This window comes from Saliniramus fredricksonii, from assembly GCF_900094735.1.
In the GTDB taxonomy this organism is placed as follows: Bacteria; Pseudomonadota; Alphaproteobacteria; order Rhizobiales; family Beijerinckiaceae; genus Saliniramus; species Saliniramus fredricksonii.
The window spans coordinates 1,418,824-1,440,000 of record NZ_FMBM01000001.1; the positions used below are offsets into that span (position 1 = coordinate 1,418,824).

The window sequence follows — 21,177 nt, forward strand, 5'->3', positions numbered from 1 at the left end:
CATAGCCCGTCACATGGCCAAGCGCAACGCCGCAGGCGGGAAAGGGGGAATAAGCGGCCCAGGCCACAATCAAGACGTGCCTGCGTCATGCTGGTGCAGGTTGTTAAAATGAAACACCCCTGGATTGCCAACCCTCGGTAGAACGCCCGAATCCGTGCCGCATCGAAACAAAGTAAATGGCACGTAAATCGCTCACATTTTCCACAAAACTGAAACATTGTGTGGAGAATGCCGATGTCCCTGATCACACGCGCAGCGCGAGACGAAAATGGCGGAGTTGCTCTGATTTTCGGTCTTGCCGTGATCCCCATCTTCGCCTTTGCCGGTTTCGCGATGGATTTCAGCCGCGCCACGGATGTGCGTGCCGCGATGCAGAATGCAGCGGATTCGACAGCTCTGCAGGCGGTGATGGCGCGTCAGGAAGGGCGGCAGCTCGATATCGAGCAGACCTTCATGGGGAATTTCCACCATCGCGCCGAGCTGGAGGGCATCAGCGTCTCCGCCGAATGGATCGGTCTCAACCGCGTGCGCGTGACCTCGGATGCGGTGCTCCCGATGACGATCGGTGCGGTGCTGCGCCCTGATCTCGATGTGGGCGTGACGGCAATCGCCGAGGGGCGGGTCGAAACCCGTGCTACGGAGAATATCTTCGAGGTGCTGCGCTCCGACGCCGCCGATTTCAACGAGCTTTTTGCCTATTGTTACGACACCGTAAATGATGAACGCCTCGGGCCGATCGATCCGGATCCCTATGCGCGCGAGGAGCGGATGGACTTCGTCAAGGTGGCCGACAATGATCGATTCGGCGAATTCGAGCCGGCAGAAGCGATTGATATCGATTGTGCGCCGGATGAGGAAGTCAGCTACATGATGCGCAATACACGCGGTGCCAATCACAATCCGGGCCTGCGTGGCTCGTCGCGCGCGCGCATCTACGAGTTCTACAGCGATACGACCCGTGACGAGGACAACCCCGAAGCCTTCAGCTTCAATTTCGAGGTGGATATTCTCGAAACGATTCTCTGCCGTACGCGCGAGGAATGCCGTATCGAGAGCGAGGGTGGCATCATTCCCGATATTCGCGGGCGCAACCGTAACCCCGCGCGTGAGGAGCAGGGTTGCCGTGAAGGCCATTACCTCTTCATCGGTCTCGAGGATCGTCCTCCGGAATGGGGCAGCTCGGATCGCGACTATGACGATCTGCGCTTCCTGATCAGTTGCCCTTCACGCGAAGAGCGCCGTGATACGGTGCGCCTTGTCGGCTGATGCGAGCCGAGACCGGCGTCGCCTTCAGGCGGCGTCGGCCTTCACGCGACACAGGCTTTCGAAAAGGCCCGCCCCGTCGGTTCCGCCGACGAGCGGGTCGATCAGGTTCTCGGGATGCGGCATCATGCCGAGCACGTTGAAGCCCGGCGACCAGATCCCGGCGATCGCGTTGAGCGAGCCGTTGCAATTGGCGTCGTCGGTGAGCGCGCCCGTGGCATCGCAATAACGGAAGGCGACGCGCCCCTCGCCCTCCAGCCTGGCGAGTGTCTCGGGGTCGGCGACATAATTGCCCTCGCCATGGGCGACGCAGACATCGATCACCGCGCCTTGCGCGTAGGCCGAGGTGAAAGCCGTGTCGTTGCGCTCGACCCGCAGATGCTGGCGGCGGCAGATGAAGCGAAGCTGCGCATTGCGCATCAGCACACCCGGCAGCAGGCCCGATTCGCACAACATCTGGAATCCGTTGCAGATGCCGAGCACCAGCCCGCCGCGTGCAGCATGGGCGCGCACTGCATCCATGGCTGGAGAACGCGCCGCAATGGCGCCACAGCGCAGGTAATCGCCATAGGAGAAGCCGCCCGGCAGGACGGCAAGATCGGTGCCCGGTGGCAGTGCATCCTCGCCATGCCAGACGGCAATCGTCTCGGCCCCTGCATGACGCAGGGCGCGGGCGACATCGCCGTCGCGATTGGAACCGGGGAAGGTGATGATGGCGGCGCGCATGGGCCTCGCTCCTCGCAGCGATCGCCGGCTCAGACGAGCTCGACGCGGTAATTCTCGATCACGGTATTGGCGAGCAGTCGCTCGCAGGCCTGCTCCAGCGTGGCGCGGGCCGCATCGGCATCTGCCGCGTCGATCTCGATATCGAAGACCTTGCCCTGGCGCACCGAATTCACCCCGGCGATATCGAGAGATTTCAAGGCCCCTTCGATCGCCTTGCCCTGTGGATCGAGAACACCGTTCTTCAAGGTCACCGTGACGCGCGCTTTCATGATTTTCATTCCCCGGCTGGGTCTCATTCCCCGGCTGACGGCGCCTCGCGCCGTCCATCGCTTGCGTGTAACGCCATAGCCCCCGGGCGCGCGGGTGACAACAGCACAGACGGCGTTTCCTGCCGAAATCGCCCGACGGGGGCCTCCTGCTTTCTTTCCGCATGACGCCGCGCGCATGTTTCGCAGGGCGTATTGTGAAGAATTGTATTGCGCATGATATGCAAAACGCGGATTTTGACGCCAGCTTCGCCAAACCAGAAAAGCGATCGAGGAACCATGAAGACCCGCTCAGTGCGTGTTGAGGCGCGCGACGCTCTCGACCGCATCGACCTTGCCGCCAAAACCATCCGAGGCGACCGGCAAGCGGGTGCGCCATCCGCGGCTCCAATACCTGTCGGCGCAGGGCCGTGGGGCTCGTCCCGGAAAATGGTGGTGGTCGCGAGGCTGGTTTCCAGGCCTGGAGAGCTTATATCCGCAGATCAATGAAACCGATCTGTAACGGCACCGCCCTGCCGCTGGCGCAGGGCGTGACCTTCGAGATTTCGGAGCAGTGCCCTCATGAAGGCCTCGCCCGGCTCCCCCCCCCTCAGGGGAGGGATCAAGGGTGGGGTGAAACCGCGCCGGAGAGCGCGACGACGAGGATCAAGAAGAAGGAAACCGGACCATGGCTCTACCGCAAACCACCCCCAAGGACGCGCCGGCCCAGGCGAGCTTCAAGTGGGACGATGCATTCCTGCTCGAAGATCAGCTCACCGATGACGAGCGCATGATCCGCGACACGGCGCATGCCTATTGTCAGGAAAAGCTGCTGCCGCGCGTGCTCGAAGCCTATGCCCAGGAGAAGACCGATCGCGCAATCTTCAACGAGATGGGCGAGCTCGGCCTGCTCGGTGTGACCATCCCCGAGGAATATGGCGGCGTCGGCGCCGGCTATGTCGCCTACGGGCTCGTCGCGCGCGAGGTCGAGCGTATCGATTCGGGCTACCGCTCGATGATGAGCGTGCAATCCTCGCTGGTGATGTATCCGATCTACGCCTATGGCGACGAGAACCAGCGCAAGAAATACCTGCCCAGGCTCGCCACCGGCGAATATGTCGGCTGCTTCGGCCTGACCGAACCCGATGCCGGCTCCGATCCCGGCGGCATGAAGACGGTCGCGAAGAAGATCGATGGCGGTTACGTCATTTCCGGTTCGAAGATGTGGATCTCGAACTCGCCCATCGCCGATGTCTTCGTGGTCTGGGCGAAGTCGGAAGCGCATGACGGCGCGATTCGCGGCTTCGTGCTGGAGAAGGGCATGAAGGGCCTCTCGGCGCCCAAGATCGGCGGCAAGCTCAGCCTGCGCGCCTCGATCACCGGCGAGATCGTGATGGATGGTGTGGAAGTCGGCGAAGACGCGCTCCTGCCCAACGTCTCGGGCCTGAAAGGGCCGTTCGGCTGCCTCAACCGCGCCCGTTACGGCATATCCTGGGGCGTGATGGGAGCGGCGGAGGATTGCTGGTTCCGCGGGCGTCAATACACCCTCGACCGCAAGCAGTTCGGGCGTCCGCTGGCGCAGACGCAGCTGGTTCAGAAGAAGCTCGCTGACATGCAGACCGAGATCACGCTGGGCCTGCAGGGCTCGCTGCGCGTCGGTCGGCTGATGGATGAGGGTCGCGCGGCACCGGAGATGATCTCGCTGGTCAAGCGCAACAATTGCGGCAAGGCGCTCGACATTGCCCGCATGGCCCGCGACATGCACGGCGGTAACGGCATCTCGGAGGAATATATGGTCATGCGCCATGCCCAGAACCTGGAAACGGTGAATACCTACGAGGGCACGCACGACGTCCATGCGCTGATCCTCGGGCGCGCCCAGACGGGCCTGCAGGCCTTCTTCTGAGCGATATCGCCGCGACCATCTGACCAGATACGATGCCGGCCTCGTGCCGGCATCGTCGTTTCCGGATCAACCGCAACCTCTCCCGCGCAAAAGGCCAAAACAGGCTTGTCGCTTCGCGAAGGCCCGATCCGATTGTGCCGGTGGCCGCGCTCGTGGCAGACTCGTTCCGCATCGCCTGACCTAACGGAATGATGCGCTTGGTCTTTGAGGGGAAGTCATCCATGAACGGCGCCGAAAGCCTGGTCCGCACCCTGGTCGCGGGCGATGTGGAAGTCTGTTTCGCCAATCCCGGCACGTCCGAGATGCATTTCGTCGCGGCGCTCGACCGGGTCGACGGCATACGCTGCGTGCTCTGCCTGTTCGAGGGCGTGGTGACCGGCGCAGCCGACGGCTATGCCCGCATGGCGGAAAAGCCCGCCGCGACGCTTTTGCATCTCGGCCCCGGCCTCGCCAATGGACTGGCCAATATCCACAACGCCTCGCGGGCGCGCTCGCCCATGATCAACGTGGTCGGGGAGCACGCCACCTATCACCTCGAGCACGACGCGCCGCTCACCGCCGATATCGAGATGCTGGCGCGGCAATATTCGCCCTGGATGAAGACCTCGCGCTCCGCTGGGGAAGTCGCCGCCGACGGTGCCGAAGCAATCGCCGCCGCGCGGACTGCGCCGGGCCAGATCGCCACGCTCATCCTGCCCGCCGATACCGCCTGGAGCGAGGGCGGGCCGGTCGCCGCCGTGCCGGCGATCCCGGAACGCGAGGCGGTCGACGAGGCGGTGATCGACGCCATCGCCGCGATCCTCACCTCCGGCGAGAAGACGCTGTTGCTGCTCGGTGACAAGGCGGTGCGGGCGAGGCCGCTCGAAGACGCCTCGCGGATCGCGCGCGGCACCGGCCAGCATGTGATGGCGCAGACCTCGAATGCGCGCATGGAGCGCGGGGCCGGGCGTGTCGCGGTGGACCGCATTCCCTATCCGGTCGATCAGGCCGTGGAGAAGCTCGAGGGTTTCAAGCATATCGTGCTGGTGGGCGCGAAGGACCCGGTCGGCTTCTTCGGTTATCCCGGCAAGCCCTCACGGCTCGCACCGGAGGATTGCCGGATCCATCTTCTGGCCGATATCGCCCAGGATCAGGCGGATGCGCTGGCGCGGCTGGCGGACAGGGTCGCAGGCGATGCCACCCCCGATCTCACCCCGGCGCATCGCCCGGGGCTTCCAGCAGACGGCCCGCTCGATCCGGATTCGATCGCGCTGGTGCTCGGCGCGCTGATCCCGGAAAATGCCATCATCACCGACGAATCGGTGACGACGGGCCGCAACTTCTTCCCCGCCACTGCCGGCGCGCCGCCGCATGACTGGCTGCAGCTCACCGGCGGCGCCATCGGCGTGGGCATTCCGCTCGCCACCGGCGCGGCCATTGCCTGCCCGGACCGGCAGGTGATCGCGCTCGAGGCGGATGGCTCGGGCATGTATACCTTGCAGGGGCTGTGGACGCAGGCGCGCGAAAAGCTCAACATCCTCAACTGCATCTGGTCGAACCGCTCGTATGCCATCCTTAACGGCGAGCTCGCCAATGTCGGCGCGGAGAATCCCGGCCCCAAGGCGCGCGACATGCTCTCCCTCGACCATCCCGCCATCGACTGGGTGAGCGTCGCGGAAGGCATGGGCGTCACCGCCCGGCGCGTCGAAACCGTTCCCGAATTCGCCGCCGCCTTCCGCGAGGGACTGGCGCATGAGGGGCCGTTCCTGATCGAAGTGGTGATGTGAGGGGCGAGAGACCGCTGGGGGCGGCTCACCGCTCCCGCATTGCCTGCAACAGTTTCCCGCCGGCGCGGCCCGTGGCTTCCATGCCCAGTCGGCTCTGCATGTCGCGCACGGCCTCGCGGGTCTTGGAGCCGATGATGCCGTCGACATCGCCGATATCGTAGCCGGCGCGGATCAGCCGCTCCTGCACCTCTCGGCGCTCGGCGCGCGACAGCGGCGGGTCATCCGTTGGCCAGGGGGTCTGGATCCCGGGCAGGCCGGCGATGCGATCGGCCAGCAGCGCGATGGCGAGCGCGTAGGATTCGGCCTGGTTATAGGAATAGATCGCATCGAAATTGCGCGAGACGAGGAAGGCCGGGCCCTCGATCCCGGCGGGCAGCAGCACGGCGCGCACGCCGGAGCCGGGCAGAGTCGCGCCGTCCATCATGCGCACGCCGCGCTGGCGCCAGAAATCGATGTCGCGTTTCTTGTCGCGGCCTGCGAGGGAAGCATCAAAACCGCCGGGCAGTTGCACCTCGTAGCCCCAGCGCAGCCCCGATTGCCAGCGTGAGCGCGAGAGATAGGCCGCCGTCGAGCCCAGCGCATCAGCCACCGAATTGACGATGTCGCGGCGCCCGTCGCCGGTCATGTCGACGGCGACGCGCAGGAAGGTCGAGGGGATGAACTGGGTCTGGCCGAACGCGCCGGCCCAGGAGCCGCGCAGGTCGGAAGCGGGTACATCGCCGTTCTGGATGATGCGCAAAGTCGAGACGAGTTCGCTGCGAAAGAAGCTCTGCCTGCGGCCTTCGCAGGCAAGTGCGGAAAGTGATTCGAGCAGCGGGCGCTTGCCCATGTTTTGCCCGTAATTCGATTCGACCCCCCAGATCGCCGCGACGACGGTTGCCGGGACGTCGAAACGCTCTTCCGCGGCGGCGAGTTCGCGCTGATGACGCTGCATCATCCGCCGGCCGTCCTCGACACGCTCCTCATCGACGAGCCCGGCAATATAGTCCCAGATCGGGGTCCTGAATTCCGGCTGGCGATCGAGAAATTCCAGCACCTCGCGATCGGGCGTGACGGATTCCATCACCCGGTCGAAGGTCGCCGCATTGACCCCGGCCTGTTGGGCCTGGCCGCGAATCTGGCCGAAACAGGCGCGATAATCCGGCTGCGCCACGGCGGTCACGGCTGCGGGAATCGCGAGGATGGCGGAAAGCGCGAGAGCGCCGAGGGCGGTGCGGATGATGCTCATGCGGGCAGAATCCCCAAACCTGGTAAACAGATCGTTGACGCCGCCGCCGAAACCGCGCGCCCGCACCACCTTATCCGCATCTCACCGACTGGACAAAACCGTCGCACACGTCGATAGCGAAGGCATAACGATATGTTCGGAGGATGATCATGAAACTCGACAACACCATGGCGGCGATCGTGACCGGCGGCGCATCCGGCCTCGGCGAAGGCACGGCCCGCATGCTTGCTGCTCAGGGCGTCAAAGTGACGCTGTTTGATCTCAATGAAGAGCGCGGCGAAGCCATCGCCAGGGATATCGGCGGGCTGTTTGTCAAGGTGGATGTGACCGACGACGCCTCCCTCGAAGCCGGCTTCGCCCGTGCCCGCGAGGCGCACGGCATCGAGCGCGTGCTGGTCAATTGCGCCGGCGTGGCGCCGGGCAAGCGCACCGTCTCGAAGAAGCGCGAGACCGGCGAACTCGTGCCGCACGACATGGCGAGTTTCGCAAAGACCGTGCAGATCAATCTCGTCGGCACCTTCGCCGCGAGCGCGCGCGCCGCAGCCGGCATGGCCGGGCTCGATCCGGTCACCGAGGATGGCGGGCGCGGCGTGATCGTGATGACCGCCTCCGTCGCCGCCCAGGACGGCCAGATCGGCCAGGCCGCCTATGCCGCCTCCAAGGCCGGCGTGGTCGGCCTTACCCTGCCCATGGCGCGCGATCTCTCCACCTCCGGCATCCGCGTGATGACGATCCTGCCCGGCCTGTTCCACACGCCGATGTTCGAGAGCATCACCGAGGAATACCGCAAGGCGCTGGAAGCCAACGTGCCCTTCCCCTCGCGGCTCGGCAAGCCGGAGGAATACGCCAAACTCGTCGGCGCGTTCATCGATAACGACATGCTCAACGGCGAAATCGTGCGCCTCGACGGCGCCCTGCGCATGCAGCCGAAGTAATCGTGGCACGAACGAGCGGAACGGCCTGGACCGATCGCGGTTCGGGCCGTTTACCCGCGTCTCAATGCGCCATGAAGACAGGGATGCGGGCATTGGCGAGGATATGGCTGGTGGCGCCGCCGAAGATCATCTGGCGGATGCGGCTCTGGGTGTAGGCGCCCTTGATCAGGAGGTCGCAGCCGATCTTCTCGGCATGGTCGAGAATGACTTGCCCCGGATGCCCCTTGCCCGATTGCAGCGCGACCGCCTCCACATCCAGCCCGTGGCGGCGCAGAGCCTTGGCGAGCTGGTCGCCGGAAGGACCGGGCACCACGGCCCCCTCGGCGGTGAGCACCACGATGCGCTTCGCGGCATGGAGCAGCGGCATCGCCATGGCGACGACATGGGCGGTCTCCGTCGAGCCGTTCCAGGCGATCAGGATGGTCTCGCCGATCGTCTCCGGCGGCTTTTCCGGCGCGATCAGCACGGGGCGACCGCCCTCGAAGAGCACGGCCTCCAGCGTCGCCATGCGCGGACCCGCCGCGCGCTGGCCGGGCTTGCCGAGGACCGTGACGTCGTAAATGCGCGAATGGCTGCCGACGAACTCGTCGCCCGCCGGCGCATCGGCGTTCCAGCGCCAGCACAGCTTGCCCATGGCGCCGGCATCGCGCGGCACGTCGTGGGCCTTCATGAAATCCTCGAAGATCTGGCGGGCCTGCGCCTCGCCCTCGGCATCGCCGCGCTCGTCTGCGGCCCAGGTCAAACCCATCACCATGTCGACAGAGACGATCTCCGCCAGCGGCGGGCGCAGGGCGAAGCCCTCGATATAGGCTTCGCATTGGCGCGCGAACCGCAACGCCGTCTCCAGGGTCGCCGGCATCAGATCGTGCGGCGCGGTGGGAAGCAGGATGGTTTTCATCGGCCTTGACCCTCACTCGGCGATTCGGACGCGTCGCCTTCACCCGACAGCATCGCCCTGATCGGGGAGCGGCGCAACAGCGATGCGTTGACCGCACCATCGGGCACGTCAATAGCGCAGACGCATGCCCAGAAGGTAGAGGCTGGCATCATGGCCGTTTGCCGGGTCCGTGCTGCGCTGCCCCTCCCAGCGATAGTCGAGGGAAATGACACCATGGCGGTTCAACGTATAGTCGAGGCCGAATCCGGCGCGGTTCGTGCGCTCGATCGGCCCGTCGCCACCGAAGCGCGCGATCTCATGAGCATAGGAGGCGCGGGCAAGGAGGCGATGGCGCAGGGCATGCTCGAGATCGAATCCGATCCCCAGGGTCCGCGTCGCCCGCGCACCGGCGCGCGTCGTCTCGTCGAGGCGGCTGAAGCCGTTCACCCGCACGCGAGTAATTGGCGTGATCTCCCATTCGAGCGCCGCATCGGCGACGAAACCGGTCAGTTCGCGCCGCCCCGGAGCATCATAGCGGCGTTGCTGATAACCGCCGGATATCTCGCCGGTGAGGAGGCGGGTCAGTTCGAGCCGCGCCCCGGCAAGCCCGGTCAGCCCGGTCGAGGAGCGCCGGGTCCCGTCAGAACCGGCGCGGTCATAGCGGCGGCGATCGAGGGCGATCTCGGCGAAGGGGATGAAGCCGGGTGCGATCTCGTAACCGGCGCGCGCGGCGATCTCGTAGCGGGTGAGATCGCGTTCGCGCTGGCTGATCTGCCGGCCATCCGCGCCGCGCCCGGATGCGTGTTCGGTGCGCCCCACCGTGCCGCGCAGGCCGAGCCGGACCCGGCCCGGTTCATGATCGAGGGCGATGCTGCCATCATAGTCGATGATCGCGGTGCGATTGGTGATCGTATCAGCGATATCCCGCCCGCCGGGGCGCTCGCTGTCGAGCTCACCCCGCGCACCGATTGTGATCCGCGTGTCGGTGGTCGCGTCGAGGCGCAAGGCCGCATTCGCATCGCCGGAGGGACGGTCATTGGCGGAATCGCGGCGAAAGGCATCGAACCCGCCGCGCAGATCGAGGGAGAATTCATGGCGCGACCAGTCGCTTTCGAGACGGACCGTGCCTTGCGTGCGCGAGAATGCATCGCCGGTTCCGGCGATGCGGTCGCGTCCGGGATTGCTGTCGTAGCCGACAAGCTGGGTGATATCGGTAAACAGTCGCAGCGCGCCCAGGCGAATCCCCTGCGGTGTGAAGGGATCATCTTCCGAGACATCCGCCGCCGGTGGCTGGTTTGCCATCTCGGCGGGATCAGGCGGGAGATCGGGCAGGATCGAGACGGGTTCGCGCACAGGGGCGCGCGTTCGCGTATTCGTGTCGGCGCGCGTCGATGCCTGCGTGCGTGCGCGTGTCGGCGAGGGGGTAGCAGGCTCGGCCTCCTCCTCCTGCGCCGCGATCGCGCCGCGCAGCCGCAACTCTGCTGGTTCCGCTGCAGGGGGGGCGGCACTTTCCTGCTGCGCGAAGGCCGTGCCGGTCGCACCGATCGGAATCGCGAGGGCGATGAGGGCCGCGCCGGCGAGCAGGGCACGGATGCGGGTTCGGGCGCGTGATGCGACAGGGCCCGGCGCCGATGCGCCCGGCATCGCCGTCACCGTCTTCGCTCTGCACGCGTGGCCGGGCATGGCGGGCGTGATCCCCCGATTGCGGTCGCGCCTCGCGGCGCGGGCCGGTTTGCTTCATGGTTGGCAAGCGGTAAACGAAAAGGGTTAACAGCTGGTCAATCACTGCAATGGCGCGATCGCGGGTTGTGTCCGGATGCAAGGATGATTCCGGGATTTCCTCTTGCATCGCCGCTTGCTACAAGCGCGGGCAACGGGCCGGCCTGCGGCGCATGACAGCGCAGGCCTGCGATGCGAGAGGATGACGATGCAGCCGGGAACTTCGATAGCGGATCCGAAGGGCGAGGATACAGCCAGGGACAGGCCGGCAATCGCCTCGGCACGGCGCACGCTGCTGGCGGAACGGGAAGGGCTCGACGCCATGCTCGCGGCTCTGGAGAACGGTCTCGGTGCGCCTTTCACCGCCGCCATCGACGCCATCGCCGCCATGACCGGGCGGGTGATCGTCACGGGAATGGGCAAATCCGGCCATGTCGGGCGCAAGCTCGCCGCGACGCTGGCCTCCACCGGTACGGCGGCTTACTACGTGCATCCGGGTGAGGCGAGCCACGGCGATCTGGGCATGATTCGCAGCGAAGATGTGATCATCGCCCTGTCATGGTCGGGCGAGACCAGCGAATTGTCCGATCTCATCGCCTATTCGAAACGCCACAGCGTCACCCTGATCGCGGTCACCGCCCGCGCCGATTCGACCCTCGGGCGCGCGGCCGATATCGCACTCGCCCTGCCTCGTGCGCCGGAAGCCTGTCCGAACGGGCTCGCGCCGACGACGTCGACGACGATGCAACTCGCGCTCGGGGATGCGCTCGCCGTGGCGCTGCTGGAGCGGCGGGGCTTCACCGCCCACGATTTCCGCAGCTTCCATCCCGGGGGCAAGCTCGGCGCCATGCTCAAGACCGCCCGCGACATCATGCATTCCGGCGAGCGGCTGCCGCTGATCGTCGCCGACGAGACCATGGACCGGGCGCTGGCCCTCCAGAGTGAAAAGAGTCTCGGCTGCGTCGTCGTCACGGACGGGGCGGGATTGCTCGCGGGAATCGTGACTGATGGCGATATCCGCCGACACATGGCCAATGATCTTCTCAGGCAGCGCGTTGCGCAGGTGATGACACGCAATCCGATGACGATCTCTCCGGACATGCTGCTCGGCGAGGCACTGGAGATCATGCAGAACCGCAAGATATCGGCGCTGATCGTGGCCGAGGACGGGCGCCCCGTCGGGCTCGTGCATGTGCTCGACCTGCTGCGCGCCGGGATCGCCTAAGGCGTGTTCAGGCGGTCGTGCGCGGCAGGCAGGCGAGATCCGCACGCATGGCCTCCTGCGCCAGCGGCGTGTGCGCCAGCAGATGCAGATGCCATTCGCAGGCGCCGCGTGCGCGCATGACGTCGCCCCAGATATCAAGCGCATCTGTGGGGAGGCTTCCGGATACGGCCCTTTGGACCCGTGCAGGCGACGGCGCGCATGCGCCATCATCCGGCATCCGTGCGGCGAGGCCGATACTGCCGAGCAGGGCGGCGCCGTCTTGGCCGTTGCGCCCGACTGCGAGAATCACGCCGCCGCCATCGACCGGCAGCGGCTCACAAGCATCGAAGATGCTGACCACGTAACGCCGCCCCGAGCGTCCGCGCCATGCGGTGAGGGGCAGCGCTTCGCCAAGATCCGCCAGCGCCCGCAGAGCCTCCTCGCGCACCGCCGCGACGATTCCGGTCGCCGGTTGCGGATTGCGCATGAAGGAGAGTGCGGGCGCATGCATGTTCATAGTGTGTTCTGTTTACCGTCTCTGTTCTTGTTCTGTCAAGCGTGAAGATTCCCGTTTCGCCGGTCTTGTGGAATCCGATCCCGCTTTGTACGCTCTTCGTATTCATTTGCCGAGGTGCCCATGCTCCAGCCGGATCCCCCCGACACTCTCCTCGATGATGGCCGGCAATCGCCGGCGGCTCTGGCCGTGCAACGCGGCGTGCGGCGGCTTTTCGCGCGCATGCAGGCGGCGAGCGTCACCGAACTCGTGCTCGCGAGCGGGCGCCGGGCCGATGTCGTGGTGCTGGGGCGCGGTGGTGAGATCGCGATTGTCGAGATCAAGTCGAGCGTTGCAGATTTCCGGGCCGACCGGAAATGGCAGAGCTACCGGGCCTTTTGTGACCGGTTCTATTTCGCCGTGCCGGAAGCGTTTCCTGCCGCGCTGATCCCTGAGGATGCCGGGCTGATCCTCGCCGATGGGTTTGACGCGGCGATCCTGCGCGAGCCGCCCGCGCATCCGCTCGCCGGCGCGCGCCGCAAGGCGGTGACCCTGCGTTTCGCCCATGCGGCAGCAGGCGCCCTGCTCGCCATCAGCGATCCGGCGGCGCGCCTGCCGGATGCTTTCTGACGCGCGCTACCCGGAAGATGCCAGGTTGCGCCGCGCGCTGATGGCCGGTTCCTGCCCGATCAGGCCAGCACGCCGTGGCAATGCTTGAATTTCTTGCCCGAACCGCAGGGACAGGCTTCGTTGCGGCCGACCTTGCCCCAGGTGGCGGGATCATTCGGATCGCGCTTCTCCGGTTGCACGAAACCCGTGGCAGCTGCCGCGCCGCCACCGGCAGCGCCGAGGCGCGAAGCCGGGCCCGGGGGCGCATCGAATTCATTCTCGCCGGTATTGGGATTGCGATGCTCGGCATGCATTTCCGGCAGTTGCGGCTCCGGCGGCTTCTCGAAGACCACCTCGACACGCATCATCTGGGCGGTGACCTGCTCGCGCAGGCGCGTGATCAGCCCCTCGAAGAGCTGGAAGGCTTCGGATTTGTACTCGTTCAGCGGGTCGCGCTGGGCCATGCCGCGCCAGCCCACGACCTGTCTCAAATGTTCGAGCGTGACGATGTGCTCGCGCCAGAGCTGGTCGAGGCTTTGCAGCAGAACCTGCTTTTCGACATAGGTCATCACGCGCGGCGTGTTCTTCTCGACGCGCCCGGCATAATGGGCATCCGCCGCCTCGCGCAGCCGGTCGCGCATCTCCTCATCGGCGATGCCCTCCTCGCGCGCCCAGTCATCGACGGGGGAATCGAGATTGAGCAGCTTCTGCACATCCTCCTTCAGGCCCACGACATCCCATTGCTCCGGATAGGCATCGGCGGGGATATGCCGGGTGACGATATCCTCGACGAGGTTCTGACGCATGTCGTCGATGGTCTCGCGCACGCTCTCCTCGGCCATGAATTCACGACGCTGTTCGAAGATGACCTTGCGCTGGTCGTTCATGACGTTGTCGTATTTGAGGATGTTCTTGCGAATGTCGAAATTGCGCATTTCGACCTTCGATTGCGCTTTCTCGATCGCCTTGTTGATCCAGGGATGGGTGATCGACTCGCCTTCCTCAAGGCCGAGCTTGGTCAGCATGTTCTCCATCCGGTCGGATCCGAAGATCCGCATCAGATCGTCCTGCAGCGACAGATAGAACTTGGAGCGGCCCGGATCGCCCTGACGACCGGATCGCCCGCGCAGCTGGTTGTCGATGCGCCGTGATTCGTGGCGCTCGGTGCCCATCACGTAGAGGCCGCCCGCCTCCTTGGCGCGCTCCTTGAACGCTTCCGTCTCGCGGCGGATCTCCTCCTCGCGCCTGGCGCGCTCGGCCTCGTCGGTGACGCCATCCAGCTCGCGCGAGATCCGCATCTCGGCATTGCCGCCGAGCTGGATGTCGGTCCCGCGACCGGCCATGTTGGTGGCGATGGTGATGGCGCCGGGTACGCCGGCCTGGGCGACGATGAAGGCTTCCTGCTCGTGGAAACGGGCATTGAGCACCGCGAAGGTCCCGGCTGCACGCCCGCCGCGCGCCGCCTCGTAGAGCGGCTCCAGCGCCGTCGGTTTCTCGAAATCGATCAGCTTGAAGCCGCGCTTGACGAGCAGTTCGGCCAGAATCTCGGATTTCTCGATCGAGGTGGTGCCAACCAGCGTCGGCTGGCCCTTCTCGGAAGCCTCGGCGATCTCCCGGATGATCGCCTCGTATTTCTCCTCGACCGTGCGATAGACCTCGTCATTCTCGTCGAGGCGCGCGATCGGACGGTTGGTGGGGATTTCGGCGACGTCGAGCTTGTAGATATCGGCGAATTCCTCGGCCTCGGTCGAGGCCGTGCCGGTCATGCCGGCGAGCTTCTCGTAGAGGCGGAAATAGTTCTGGAAGGTGATTGAGGCCAGGGTCTGGTTCTCGGGCTGGATCTTGACCTTTTCCTTGGCTTCGAGCGCCTGGTGCAACCCTTCCGAAAAACGTCGTCCGGGCATCATGCGCCCGGTGAACTCGTCGATGATGACGACTTCGTCATTGCGCACGATATAGTCCTTGTCGCGCGTGAACAGCACGTGCGCGCGCAGGGCCTGGTTGATATGGTGCACGATGGTGGCATTGGCCGCATCGTAGAGGTCACCATCCTTCAGGAGCCCGACTTCGCGCAGGAGCTCTTCCATGCGCTCGTTGCCGTCATCATTGAGCGAGACGGCGCGCTGCTTTTCGTCGAGATCATAGTGCTCGGGCGTGAGCTGCGGAACGAGGGCATCGATCTGGGTGTAGAGTTCCGACCGGTCGTCGAGCGGGCCTGAAATGATCAGAGGCGTGCGTGCCTCGTCGACCAGAATCGAATCGACCTCGTCGACGATGGCGAAATGGTGCCCGCGCTGGGTCATCTGCGCGAGATCGTATTTCATGTTGTCGCGCAGATAATCAAAGCCGAATTCGTTGTTGGTGCCGTAGGTGATGTCGCAGGCATAGGCATCCTTGCGCTGGACATCATCGAGCCCGTGCACGATCACGCCGACGGGCATGCCGAGGAATCGATAGACCTGCCCCATCCACTCGCTGTCGCGGCGTGCGAGATAGTCGTTCACGGTGACGACATGCACGCCGCGCCCGGTCAGCGCGTTGAGGTAGACGGGCAGGGTAGCGACGAGCGTCTTTCCCTCACCGGTCTTCATCTCGGCGATGTCGCCCTCGTGAAGCACCATGCCGCCGACCAGCTGGACGTCGAAATGCCGCTGGCCGAGCACGCGCCGCGCGCCTTCGCGCACGGTAGCGAAGGCCGGAACGAGCAGGTCGTCGAGCTTTGCGCCTTTGGCGAGCTGTTCGCGGAACATGGTGGTACGGGCACGCAGATCGTCGTCCGACAGGGCCTCCAGTTCCGGTTCGAGCGCATTGATCGCCTCCACACGCGGGCGGTAGGCCTTGATGCGGCGATCATTCGCCGAGCCGAAGATTTTCTTCGCGAGAGTGCCGAACATGGATGTTTTTCGTCCAGTGCCGTTCCTGATTGCCGAAATCGTCCGCAAACCGTCGCGGCGCGCCGTAAGGCCGCCTGCGCGCGGCCCGCGCATGCGTCATACACTTAATCATCGCCACACGCATCCGAAAGGCCACGGCTGCGACAATCGAGAGGCAGAAGAGGCGAATGCCCGATTCGGTGCGCGTGCAGGGTCTTGCACATCGCGCCCGGATGGGCCACCAATCCCTCATGCGCCGTTGCTTTAGCAGAAGGTGCGCGCGATTTCCAACCGGTTGATACGGTCGGCATGGCGTGTTGCTGACGCGAGGCATGGTGAAAATCGAAAAAAAGCGGGCCGGCCCGATCGGTCCGGTCGGAAACGTGTCGATTCCGCAGCCCCCGCTGCAATGCTCAAGGACAGCTGATGATCGTGCAAAACATGCAAAACCCGATTGCCCCCTCATTGATCCGGCGGGTTGCCGGGCAGCTCCGTCGCCGTGTGGCGCCGCTCGCGCTGGCTGTGCCGCTCGCACTCGGTCTCGCCCTGACGCCGCCGGCCGCAGCGCAGGACGATCCCGATCGCGTCGTCGCGCGCGCCGGTGACATCGAGATCACGGCGGCCGATGTCGCCATCGCCATGGCCGATCCGGCGCTGCAGCTGCGCGATGCCGATCCGGACGAGCGCCTCGAGATCGTGATCACCTATCTGGTGGATCTGCGGCTCGGCGCGCAGGCTGCGATGGAAGCCGGCATCGGTGAGGGCGAGGAATTCGCCCGCCGGGTGGCTTATCTCCGCGAGAAGATGCTGCTCGAAGACTACATGCAGGGCGAAGTCGATGATGCCGTAACCGAGGAGGCCGCGCGCGATCTCTTCGAGACCACGACGGCAGGCGTCGAGCCCGAGGACGAGGTGCGTGCGCGCCATATCCTCGTCGAGGAGGAGGCGGAAGCCATCGCCGTGCGCGAGCGCCTCGAAGCCGGCGAGGAATTCGCCGAAATCGCCCGCGAAGTCTCGCAGGATCCCGGTTCGGCCCGCAATGGCGGCGATCTCGGCTTCTTCACGGCGGGCCGCATGGTTGCGCCGTTCTCGGAAGCCGCTTTCGCTCTCGAGCCTGGCGAGGTTTCCGAACCGGTCGAGACGCAGTTCGGCTGGCACGTGATCAAGGTCGAGGAACGTCGCGAAACGCCGATGCCGGAATTCGAGGAGATGCGCGAGCAGATCGACAATTTCCTCACACGTCAGGCCCAGCAGGCCGTCATTCTGGGCCTGCGCGAGGGGGTCGAGATCGAACGTCTCGATACCGACGAGGACGAGGCGGAAGAAGGCGACGACTGACGCCCGCACGCCATGCCCGGATGCTGCGTTATGGCAGGAGGGCTCGCGCTACATGCGGGCCATGCCATAACGTCCCTATCCCTCGTGGAGAAGGTTGGGGGGACGGAGTATCAGAACAGAGCGCGCCGCGGATGAAGCTGGTGATCGTCAACGAGGGCGGAGAATGATCGTCACCGCCCTCACGCCCGCCCCGTTTTATCGGGGAGGGGGAGATTGCGCTGAATCGAACTTTCAGCCTGCCTGTGCGGGATCTCCGAAGATGGAGCGGGGAGAGGGGTGGCGGCTCCATGCGGGATGAAGATGCTCCACGGCCACGTTGCCCCGCGCCCTTGCGGCCTGCACCTGCGCGGTGATATAGCCGCAGCACCTTATGACGCATTGCAGGAACGCCCATGTCGGTCGATCAAGACACTGTCCGCCGCATTGCCCGGCTCGCGCGTATCGCCGTGAGCGATGACGACGTGCCGCATCTCCAGAATGAGCTGAACGCGATCCTCGCATTCGTCGAGCAACTCGGCGAGGTCGATGTGACCGATGTGGAGCCGATGACCTCGGTGACGCCGATGGCGATGAAGATGCGCGAGGACGGGGTGACCGATGGCGGCAAGGCTGTCGATGTCACTGCCAACGCGCCGGCTACGGAAGACGGGTTCTTCCTCGTGCCGAAAGTCGTCGAGTAAGCCGCATTCCGCCGCATCGCCTGCACCATTCCCGCGCCACTTCTCGCAGAAAGTGCCCGCCCGTGACGAATCTGACCGATCTCACCCTCGCCGAAGCCCGCGACGGCCTTGCCGCCGGGCGTTTTTCCGCCGTCGAACTCGCAAAGGCCCACCAGCAGGCCATGGGCGCTGCGAAGAGTCTCAACGCCTATGTCCGCGAGACGCCCGACCAGGCGCTCGCCATGGCGGTGGCGGCGGATGAGCGTATCGCACGCGGCGAGGCGCGTCCGCTCGAGGGGCTGCCGATCGGGGTGAAGGACCTGTTCTGCACCGAGGGTGTCGAATCGACGGCCTGCTCCAACATTCTGAAGGGCTTCACGCCACGTTACGAATCGACCGTGAGCGCCAATCTCTGGCATGCCGGCGCCGTCATGCTCGGCAAGCTCAATTGCGATGAATTCGCCATGGGCTCGTCCAACGAGACCAGCGCCTTCGGACCCGCAGTGTCGCCCTGGCGGCGGGCGGGGGATGAGACCCCGCTCGTACCCGGCGGCTCCTCCGGCGGTTCTGCGGCGGCGGTTTCCGCACGTCTGTGCCTGGCCGCGACCGCGACGGATACCGGCGGCTCCATCCGCCAGCCGGCGGCGTTCACCGGGACCGTGGGCATCAAGCCGACCTATGGCCGCTGCTCGCGCTGGGGCATCGTCGCCTTTGCCTCCTCGCTCGACCAGGCCGGCCCGATCACCAGGACCGTGCGCGATTCGGCCATGATGCTCCAGGCCATGGCCGGGCCGGATGCGCGGGACACGACCTGCGCCGATCTCCCTGTGCCCGATTTCGAGGCCGCCGTGGGACGTGGCGTGAAGGGGTTGAAGATCGGCATTCCCAAGGAGTACCGCGTGCCCGGCATGCCAGCGGAGATCGAGCGACTCTGGGAAGCCGGCCAGGCCTGGCTGCGCGAGGCGGGCGCCGAGATTGTCGAGGTCTCGCTGCCGCATACGCAATATGCCCTGCCGGCCTATTACATCGTGGCCCCGGCGGAGGCCTCGTCCAACCTCGCCCGCTATGACGGCGTGCGCTACGGCCTGCGCGTCGAGGGCAAGGACATCCTCGACATGTACGAGCGCACCCGCGCCGCCGGTTTCGGTCGCGAGGTCAAGCGCCGGGTGATGATCGGCACCTATGTGCTCTCGGCGGGCTATTACGACGCCTATTACCTGCGCGCGCAGAAAATCCGCACCCTGATCAAGCGCGATTTCGAAAACGTCTATGCCGATGGCGTCGATGCCATCCTGACGCCGACGACGCCGTCCGCCGCTTTCGGCATCGGCGAGAAGGGTTCGGGCGACCCCGTGGAGATGTATCTCAACGACATCTTTACCGTGACCGTGAACATGGCCGGCCTGCCCGGCATTTCCGTGCCTGGCGGCTTCGATGCCAAGGGCCTGCCGCTCGGCCTGCAACTGATCGGGCGGCCCTTCGACGAGGAGACGCTCTTTGCCGCCGGCCAGATCATCGAGGATGCAGCCGGGCGTGTGGCCTTGCCGGAGCCGTGGTGGGGGTGAGGCTTGGGGTCGGTGCGCAGACCGTATCTCCGCCCGGAGTCAAAAATCACCCCGTGCAGTTCCCCTCCGTGTCAGACGGGATTCGCGCGCGACCGGGTATAACGCCGCGCGGGATCATCATACCGTTCGCGCGCGTTCCGACCTGACCGAGTCAGGCCGGGAACCCCGAGGCATTGTTTGGCGCATCAGATTTTCCTTCAGCCGGTATCCACCCGACGACACGATGCTCTGTATCCTGGGTTAAAATACTAGCTACGATTACAAGACGCCTGATTCATGTCGATCAAAATACGAACTCATTCTCGTTATCGGCAACGCAAGTATCTAGAATAAATCAGTAAAATCATATCCATACAAATTGAACGAGATTTGCGCCAGTTCTTAGTATCAAGCTTAAGCCTCCTCTAGAAAAGAAACTATAGATTGCTCTTCGAAGATCGAAACAAGGAGCAATCATGCAAAATTACCGATGGGACGCGGTTTTCGCCTGTAGCGGAACCTGGATCAATGCCCGCCTCAAGGAATCAGAAAAGAAGTTTCCGGCAAGCTTCGCCTATGAAGACGATGCCGTGAAGGTCTCCGGCGATTTCGGAAGCTGGACGATGGTGCCGGGTGGCACCGGACGCTTCATTCATTTCGACACGCCGGTCACCAAGGGGACCCTGCTCGACAAGGCGTCGGGCAAGAGCTATTCCCTCGACGGGGCGATCCCGATCGTGCAGTTCCAGCTGGATTTCGTCACGCCGGCGGGAAAATCGGACCAGAAACACCTGAAATTCGATTGCAGGGTCGTGGGCAAGAACCCGGGCGACAAGACCCCCGGCGCGGTCACCGTGCTCAATCCGGACAGCCGCAAGGATTCCCCGATTCCGGGCCTCGTCAGCGATGTCCTCGGCGTCGCTCTGGCGCACGCCTTCATCGCGAGCCGGCAGGAGCTCTCCTTCGTCTTCGCCGAACTCAGCCTCGCGCCGCCCGCCGGCGCCTCATGGCTGACCCTCAAGCAGCTGACCTATGCCTATCAGCAGAATGACGACAACGAGCTGGGCAATCTGGCGGTGCTCGGCATGCTCAGCGACGTTTCGATCAAGAATATCGAACCGGTCTTCGATACGCAGCTGATGCAGGGTGGCCATGATTTCGGCTTCGTCCTGGCCGCGAGCCGCTTCTTCGAGCATGTGTTGCTGCCGGCGATGCCGCAGGCCTACAGGGGGTCGAACGCGTCGCAGTTCTCATGGGACGGCGCGACGAAGATCTCCAATCACGGCAATGTCACGCTCGACAAGGTAAAGGTGGGGCTGATCTGGTATCCGCCCGTCATCCAGAATCTCGACATCCACCTCGAGGGCAACCTGATCCGCACCACGGCTGCCGGTCGTTGTGACATTACCGGCCTGGATGACGCCTATATCAGCTTCAGCATCGCCAGCAAGAATCCCGGCCAGTATCTCCCCGCTTCGCGCTCCATCGCCTTCGCGAAGGATCCCCACAAGAGCATCACGCATTCCTCGCACATTCCCTGGTGGGAGAAGCTCCTCGGCGGGCTCACTGCCGGCATCATGAATGTGGTGATCGATGCGGTCAGCCTCGCGATCGAGGATGCCGTGACCGGCGCCATCGGGAATACCGGCATTTCCAGCCATGGCATGGGCGCCCAGCTCGTGACCTGGCCGGGCCAGAACGCGATTACGCCGACAGGCGGTGGCCTTGCGGACAATTTCTATTTCCAGGGCACGCTCTAGAGCGCGTTTCGACCTGACGGAGTCAGGCCGGG

Annotated in this window: 17 protein-coding genes; 10 read left to right on the plus strand and 7 right to left on the minus strand. The window is 64.9% G+C overall.

The window, feature by feature from the left end:
- The first annotated feature begins 234 nt into the window (after positions 1–234).
- Positions 235–1,266: a Tad domain-containing protein gene (locus tag GA0071312_RS06435; RefSeq protein ID WP_074444041.1), complete on the plus strand. Its 1,032-nt coding sequence runs from the start codon at positions 235–237 to the stop codon at positions 1,264–1,266.
- Between the two features lie 24 nt (positions 1,267–1,290).
- On the opposite strand, the gene purQ is transcribed toward GA0071312_RS06435, so the two are convergent.
- The gene (gene purQ / locus GA0071312_RS06440) at positions 1,291–1,989 is read right to left on the minus strand and encodes a phosphoribosylformylglycinamidine synthase subunit PurQ (protein WP_074444042.1); all 699 of its coding nucleotides are present in this window, start codon (positions 1,987–1,989) and stop codon (positions 1,291–1,293) included.
- A 29-nt stretch (positions 1,990–2,018) separates the two neighbouring features.
- On the minus strand, positions 2,019–2,258 hold the full coding sequence (gene purS, locus GA0071312_RS06445) for a phosphoribosylformylglycinamidine synthase subunit PurS (RefSeq protein WP_074444294.1): 240 nt from the start codon (positions 2,256–2,258) through the stop codon (positions 2,019–2,021).
- Positions 2,259–2,922: 664 nt separating this feature from the next.
- Here purS and GA0071312_RS06450 point away from each other — a divergent pair.
- Complete coding sequence (locus tag GA0071312_RS06450) at positions 2,923–4,140, plus strand: acyl-CoA dehydrogenase (RefSeq protein WP_074444043.1); 1,218 nt, start codon at positions 2,923–2,925, stop codon at positions 4,138–4,140.
- Between the two features lie 221 nt (positions 4,141–4,361).
- Complete coding sequence (locus tag GA0071312_RS06455) at positions 4,362–5,906, plus strand: acetolactate synthase large subunit (protein ID WP_074444295.1); 1,545 nt, start codon at positions 4,362–4,364, stop codon at positions 5,904–5,906.
- A gap of 25 nt (positions 5,907–5,931) precedes the next feature.
- On the opposite strand, the gene GA0071312_RS06460 is transcribed toward GA0071312_RS06455, so the two are convergent.
- A complete protein-coding gene (locus tag GA0071312_RS06460; protein ID WP_074444296.1) occupies positions 5,932–7,134 on the minus strand; it encodes a lytic murein transglycosylase in 1,203 nt (400 codons plus the stop codon).
- A gap of 149 nt (positions 7,135–7,283) precedes the next feature.
- Here GA0071312_RS06460 and GA0071312_RS06465 point away from each other — a divergent pair, with 149 nt between their 5' ends.
- On the plus strand, positions 7,284–8,069 hold the full coding sequence (locus GA0071312_RS06465) for an SDR family NAD(P)-dependent oxidoreductase (RefSeq protein ID WP_074444297.1): 786 nt from the start codon (positions 7,284–7,286) through the stop codon (positions 8,067–8,069).
- Between the two features lie 61 nt (positions 8,070–8,130).
- Here GA0071312_RS06465 and GA0071312_RS06470 read toward each other — a convergent pair whose 3' ends face one another.
- Together GA0071312_RS06470 and GA0071312_RS06475 are read right to left on the minus strand one after the other, a co-directional pair.
- Positions 8,131–8,967, minus strand: coding sequence for a universal stress protein (locus tag GA0071312_RS06470; RefSeq protein WP_074444044.1), 837 nt, complete (start codon positions 8,965–8,967; stop codon positions 8,131–8,133).
- A 108-nt stretch (positions 8,968–9,075) separates the two neighbouring features.
- Entirely contained in the window at positions 9,076–10,590 is a 1,515-nt protein-coding gene (locus tag GA0071312_RS06475) for an outer membrane beta-barrel protein (RefSeq protein ID WP_165603967.1), read from the minus strand.
- A 283-nt stretch (positions 10,591–10,873) separates the two neighbouring features.
- Between GA0071312_RS06475 and GA0071312_RS06480 the strand changes: the two genes are divergently transcribed.
- A complete protein-coding gene (locus tag GA0071312_RS06480) occupies positions 10,874–11,890 on the plus strand; it encodes a KpsF/GutQ family sugar-phosphate isomerase (RefSeq protein ID WP_074444298.1) in 1,017 nt (338 codons plus the stop codon).
- Between the two features lie 7 nt (positions 11,891–11,897).
- On the opposite strand, the gene GA0071312_RS06485 is transcribed toward GA0071312_RS06480, so the two are convergent.
- Positions 11,898–12,386: a hypothetical protein gene (locus GA0071312_RS06485; protein ID WP_074444046.1), complete on the minus strand. Its 489-nt coding sequence runs from the start codon at positions 12,384–12,386 to the stop codon at positions 11,898–11,900.
- A 120-nt stretch (positions 12,387–12,506) separates the two neighbouring features.
- On the opposite strand from GA0071312_RS06485, the gene GA0071312_RS06490 reads away from it, so the two are divergent.
- Complete coding sequence (locus tag GA0071312_RS06490; RefSeq protein WP_074444047.1) at positions 12,507–12,992, plus strand: MmcB family DNA repair protein; 486 nt, start codon at positions 12,507–12,509, stop codon at positions 12,990–12,992.
- A gap of 59 nt (positions 12,993–13,051) precedes the next feature.
- Here GA0071312_RS06490 and secA read toward each other — a convergent pair whose 3' ends face one another.
- Positions 13,052–15,865 (minus strand): preprotein translocase subunit SecA, encoded by a 2,814-nt coding sequence (secA, locus tag GA0071312_RS06495; RefSeq protein WP_074444048.1) that lies wholly within the window; start codon positions 15,863–15,865, stop codon positions 13,052–13,054.
- Between the two features lie 405 nt (positions 15,866–16,270).
- On the opposite strand from secA, the gene GA0071312_RS06500 reads away from it, so the two are divergent.
- The 4 genes from GA0071312_RS06500 to GA0071312_RS06515 all read left to right on the plus strand — a co-directional run bounded on the left by GA0071312_RS06500 (position 16,271) and on the right by GA0071312_RS06515 (position 21,145).
- Positions 16,271–17,182 (plus strand): peptidylprolyl isomerase, encoded by a 912-nt coding sequence (locus tag GA0071312_RS06500; RefSeq protein ID WP_238947114.1) that lies wholly within the window; start codon positions 16,271–16,273, stop codon positions 17,180–17,182.
- A 392-nt stretch (positions 17,183–17,574) separates the two neighbouring features.
- Entirely contained in the window at positions 17,575–17,862 is a 288-nt protein-coding gene (gatC, locus tag GA0071312_RS06505) for an Asp-tRNA(Asn)/Glu-tRNA(Gln) amidotransferase subunit GatC (RefSeq protein ID WP_074444049.1), read from the plus strand.
- Positions 17,863–17,924: 62 nt separating this feature from the next.
- Positions 17,925–19,406, plus strand: a complete 1,482-nt coding sequence (gene gatA / locus GA0071312_RS06510) for an Asp-tRNA(Asn)/Glu-tRNA(Gln) amidotransferase subunit GatA (RefSeq protein WP_074444050.1) — start codon at positions 17,925–17,927, stop codon at positions 19,404–19,406.
- Positions 19,407–19,861: 455 nt separating this feature from the next.
- Positions 19,862–21,145: a TULIP family P47-like protein gene (locus GA0071312_RS06515; RefSeq protein ID WP_074444051.1), complete on the plus strand. Its 1,284-nt coding sequence runs from the start codon at positions 19,862–19,864 to the stop codon at positions 21,143–21,145.
- Positions 21,146–21,177: the final 32 nt, after the last annotated feature.

Excerpts from the sequence above, each read along its gene's own strand:
- GA0071312_RS06500 (WP_238947114.1), top strand. The coding sequence starts at position 16,271 with ATGATCGTGCAAAACATGCAAAACCCGATTGCCCCCTCATTGATCCGG.
- purQ (WP_074444042.1), bottom strand. The coding sequence starts at position 1,989 with ATGCGCGCCGCCATCATCACCTTCCCCGGTTCCAATCGCGACGGCGAT.
- purS (WP_074444294.1), bottom strand. The coding sequence starts at position 2,258 with ATGAAAGCGCGCGTCACGGTGACCTTGAAGAACGGTGTTCTCGATCCA.
- GA0071312_RS06490 (WP_074444047.1), top strand. The coding sequence starts at position 12,507 with ATGCTCCAGCCGGATCCCCCCGACACTCTCCTCGATGATGGCCGGCAA.
- GA0071312_RS06460 (WP_074444296.1), bottom strand. The coding sequence starts at position 7,134 with ATGAGCATCATCCGCACCGCCCTCGGCGCTCTCGCGCTTTCCGCCATC.
- gatC (WP_074444049.1), top strand. The coding sequence starts at position 17,575 with ATGTCGGTCGATCAAGACACTGTCCGCCGCATTGCCCGGCTCGCGCGT.
- GA0071312_RS06435 (WP_074444041.1), top strand. The coding sequence starts at position 235 with ATGTCCCTGATCACACGCGCAGCGCGAGACGAAAATGGCGGAGTTGCT.
- GA0071312_RS06475 (WP_165603967.1), bottom strand. The coding sequence starts at position 10,590 with ATGCCGGGCGCATCGGCGCCGGGCCCTGTCGCATCACGCGCCCGAACC.
- GA0071312_RS06515 (WP_074444051.1), top strand. The coding sequence starts at position 19,862 with ATGCAAAATTACCGATGGGACGCGGTTTTCGCCTGTAGCGGAACCTGG.
- GA0071312_RS06470 (WP_074444044.1), bottom strand. The coding sequence starts at position 8,967 with ATGAAAACCATCCTGCTTCCCACCGCGCCGCACGATCTGATGCCGGCG.
- secA (WP_074444048.1), bottom strand. The coding sequence starts at position 15,865 with ATGTTCGGCACTCTCGCGAAGAAAATCTTCGGCTCGGCGAATGATCGC.
- GA0071312_RS06450 (WP_074444043.1), top strand. The coding sequence starts at position 2,923 with ATGGCTCTACCGCAAACCACCCCCAAGGACGCGCCGGCCCAGGCGAGC.
- GA0071312_RS06480 (WP_074444298.1), top strand. The coding sequence starts at position 10,874 with ATGCAGCCGGGAACTTCGATAGCGGATCCGAAGGGCGAGGATACAGCC.
- GA0071312_RS06485 (WP_074444046.1), bottom strand. The coding sequence starts at position 12,386 with ATGAACATGCATGCGCCCGCACTCTCCTTCATGCGCAATCCGCAACCG.
- GA0071312_RS06465 (WP_074444297.1), top strand. The coding sequence starts at position 7,284 with ATGAAACTCGACAACACCATGGCGGCGATCGTGACCGGCGGCGCATCC.
- GA0071312_RS06455 (WP_074444295.1), top strand. The coding sequence starts at position 4,362 with ATGAACGGCGCCGAAAGCCTGGTCCGCACCCTGGTCGCGGGCGATGTG.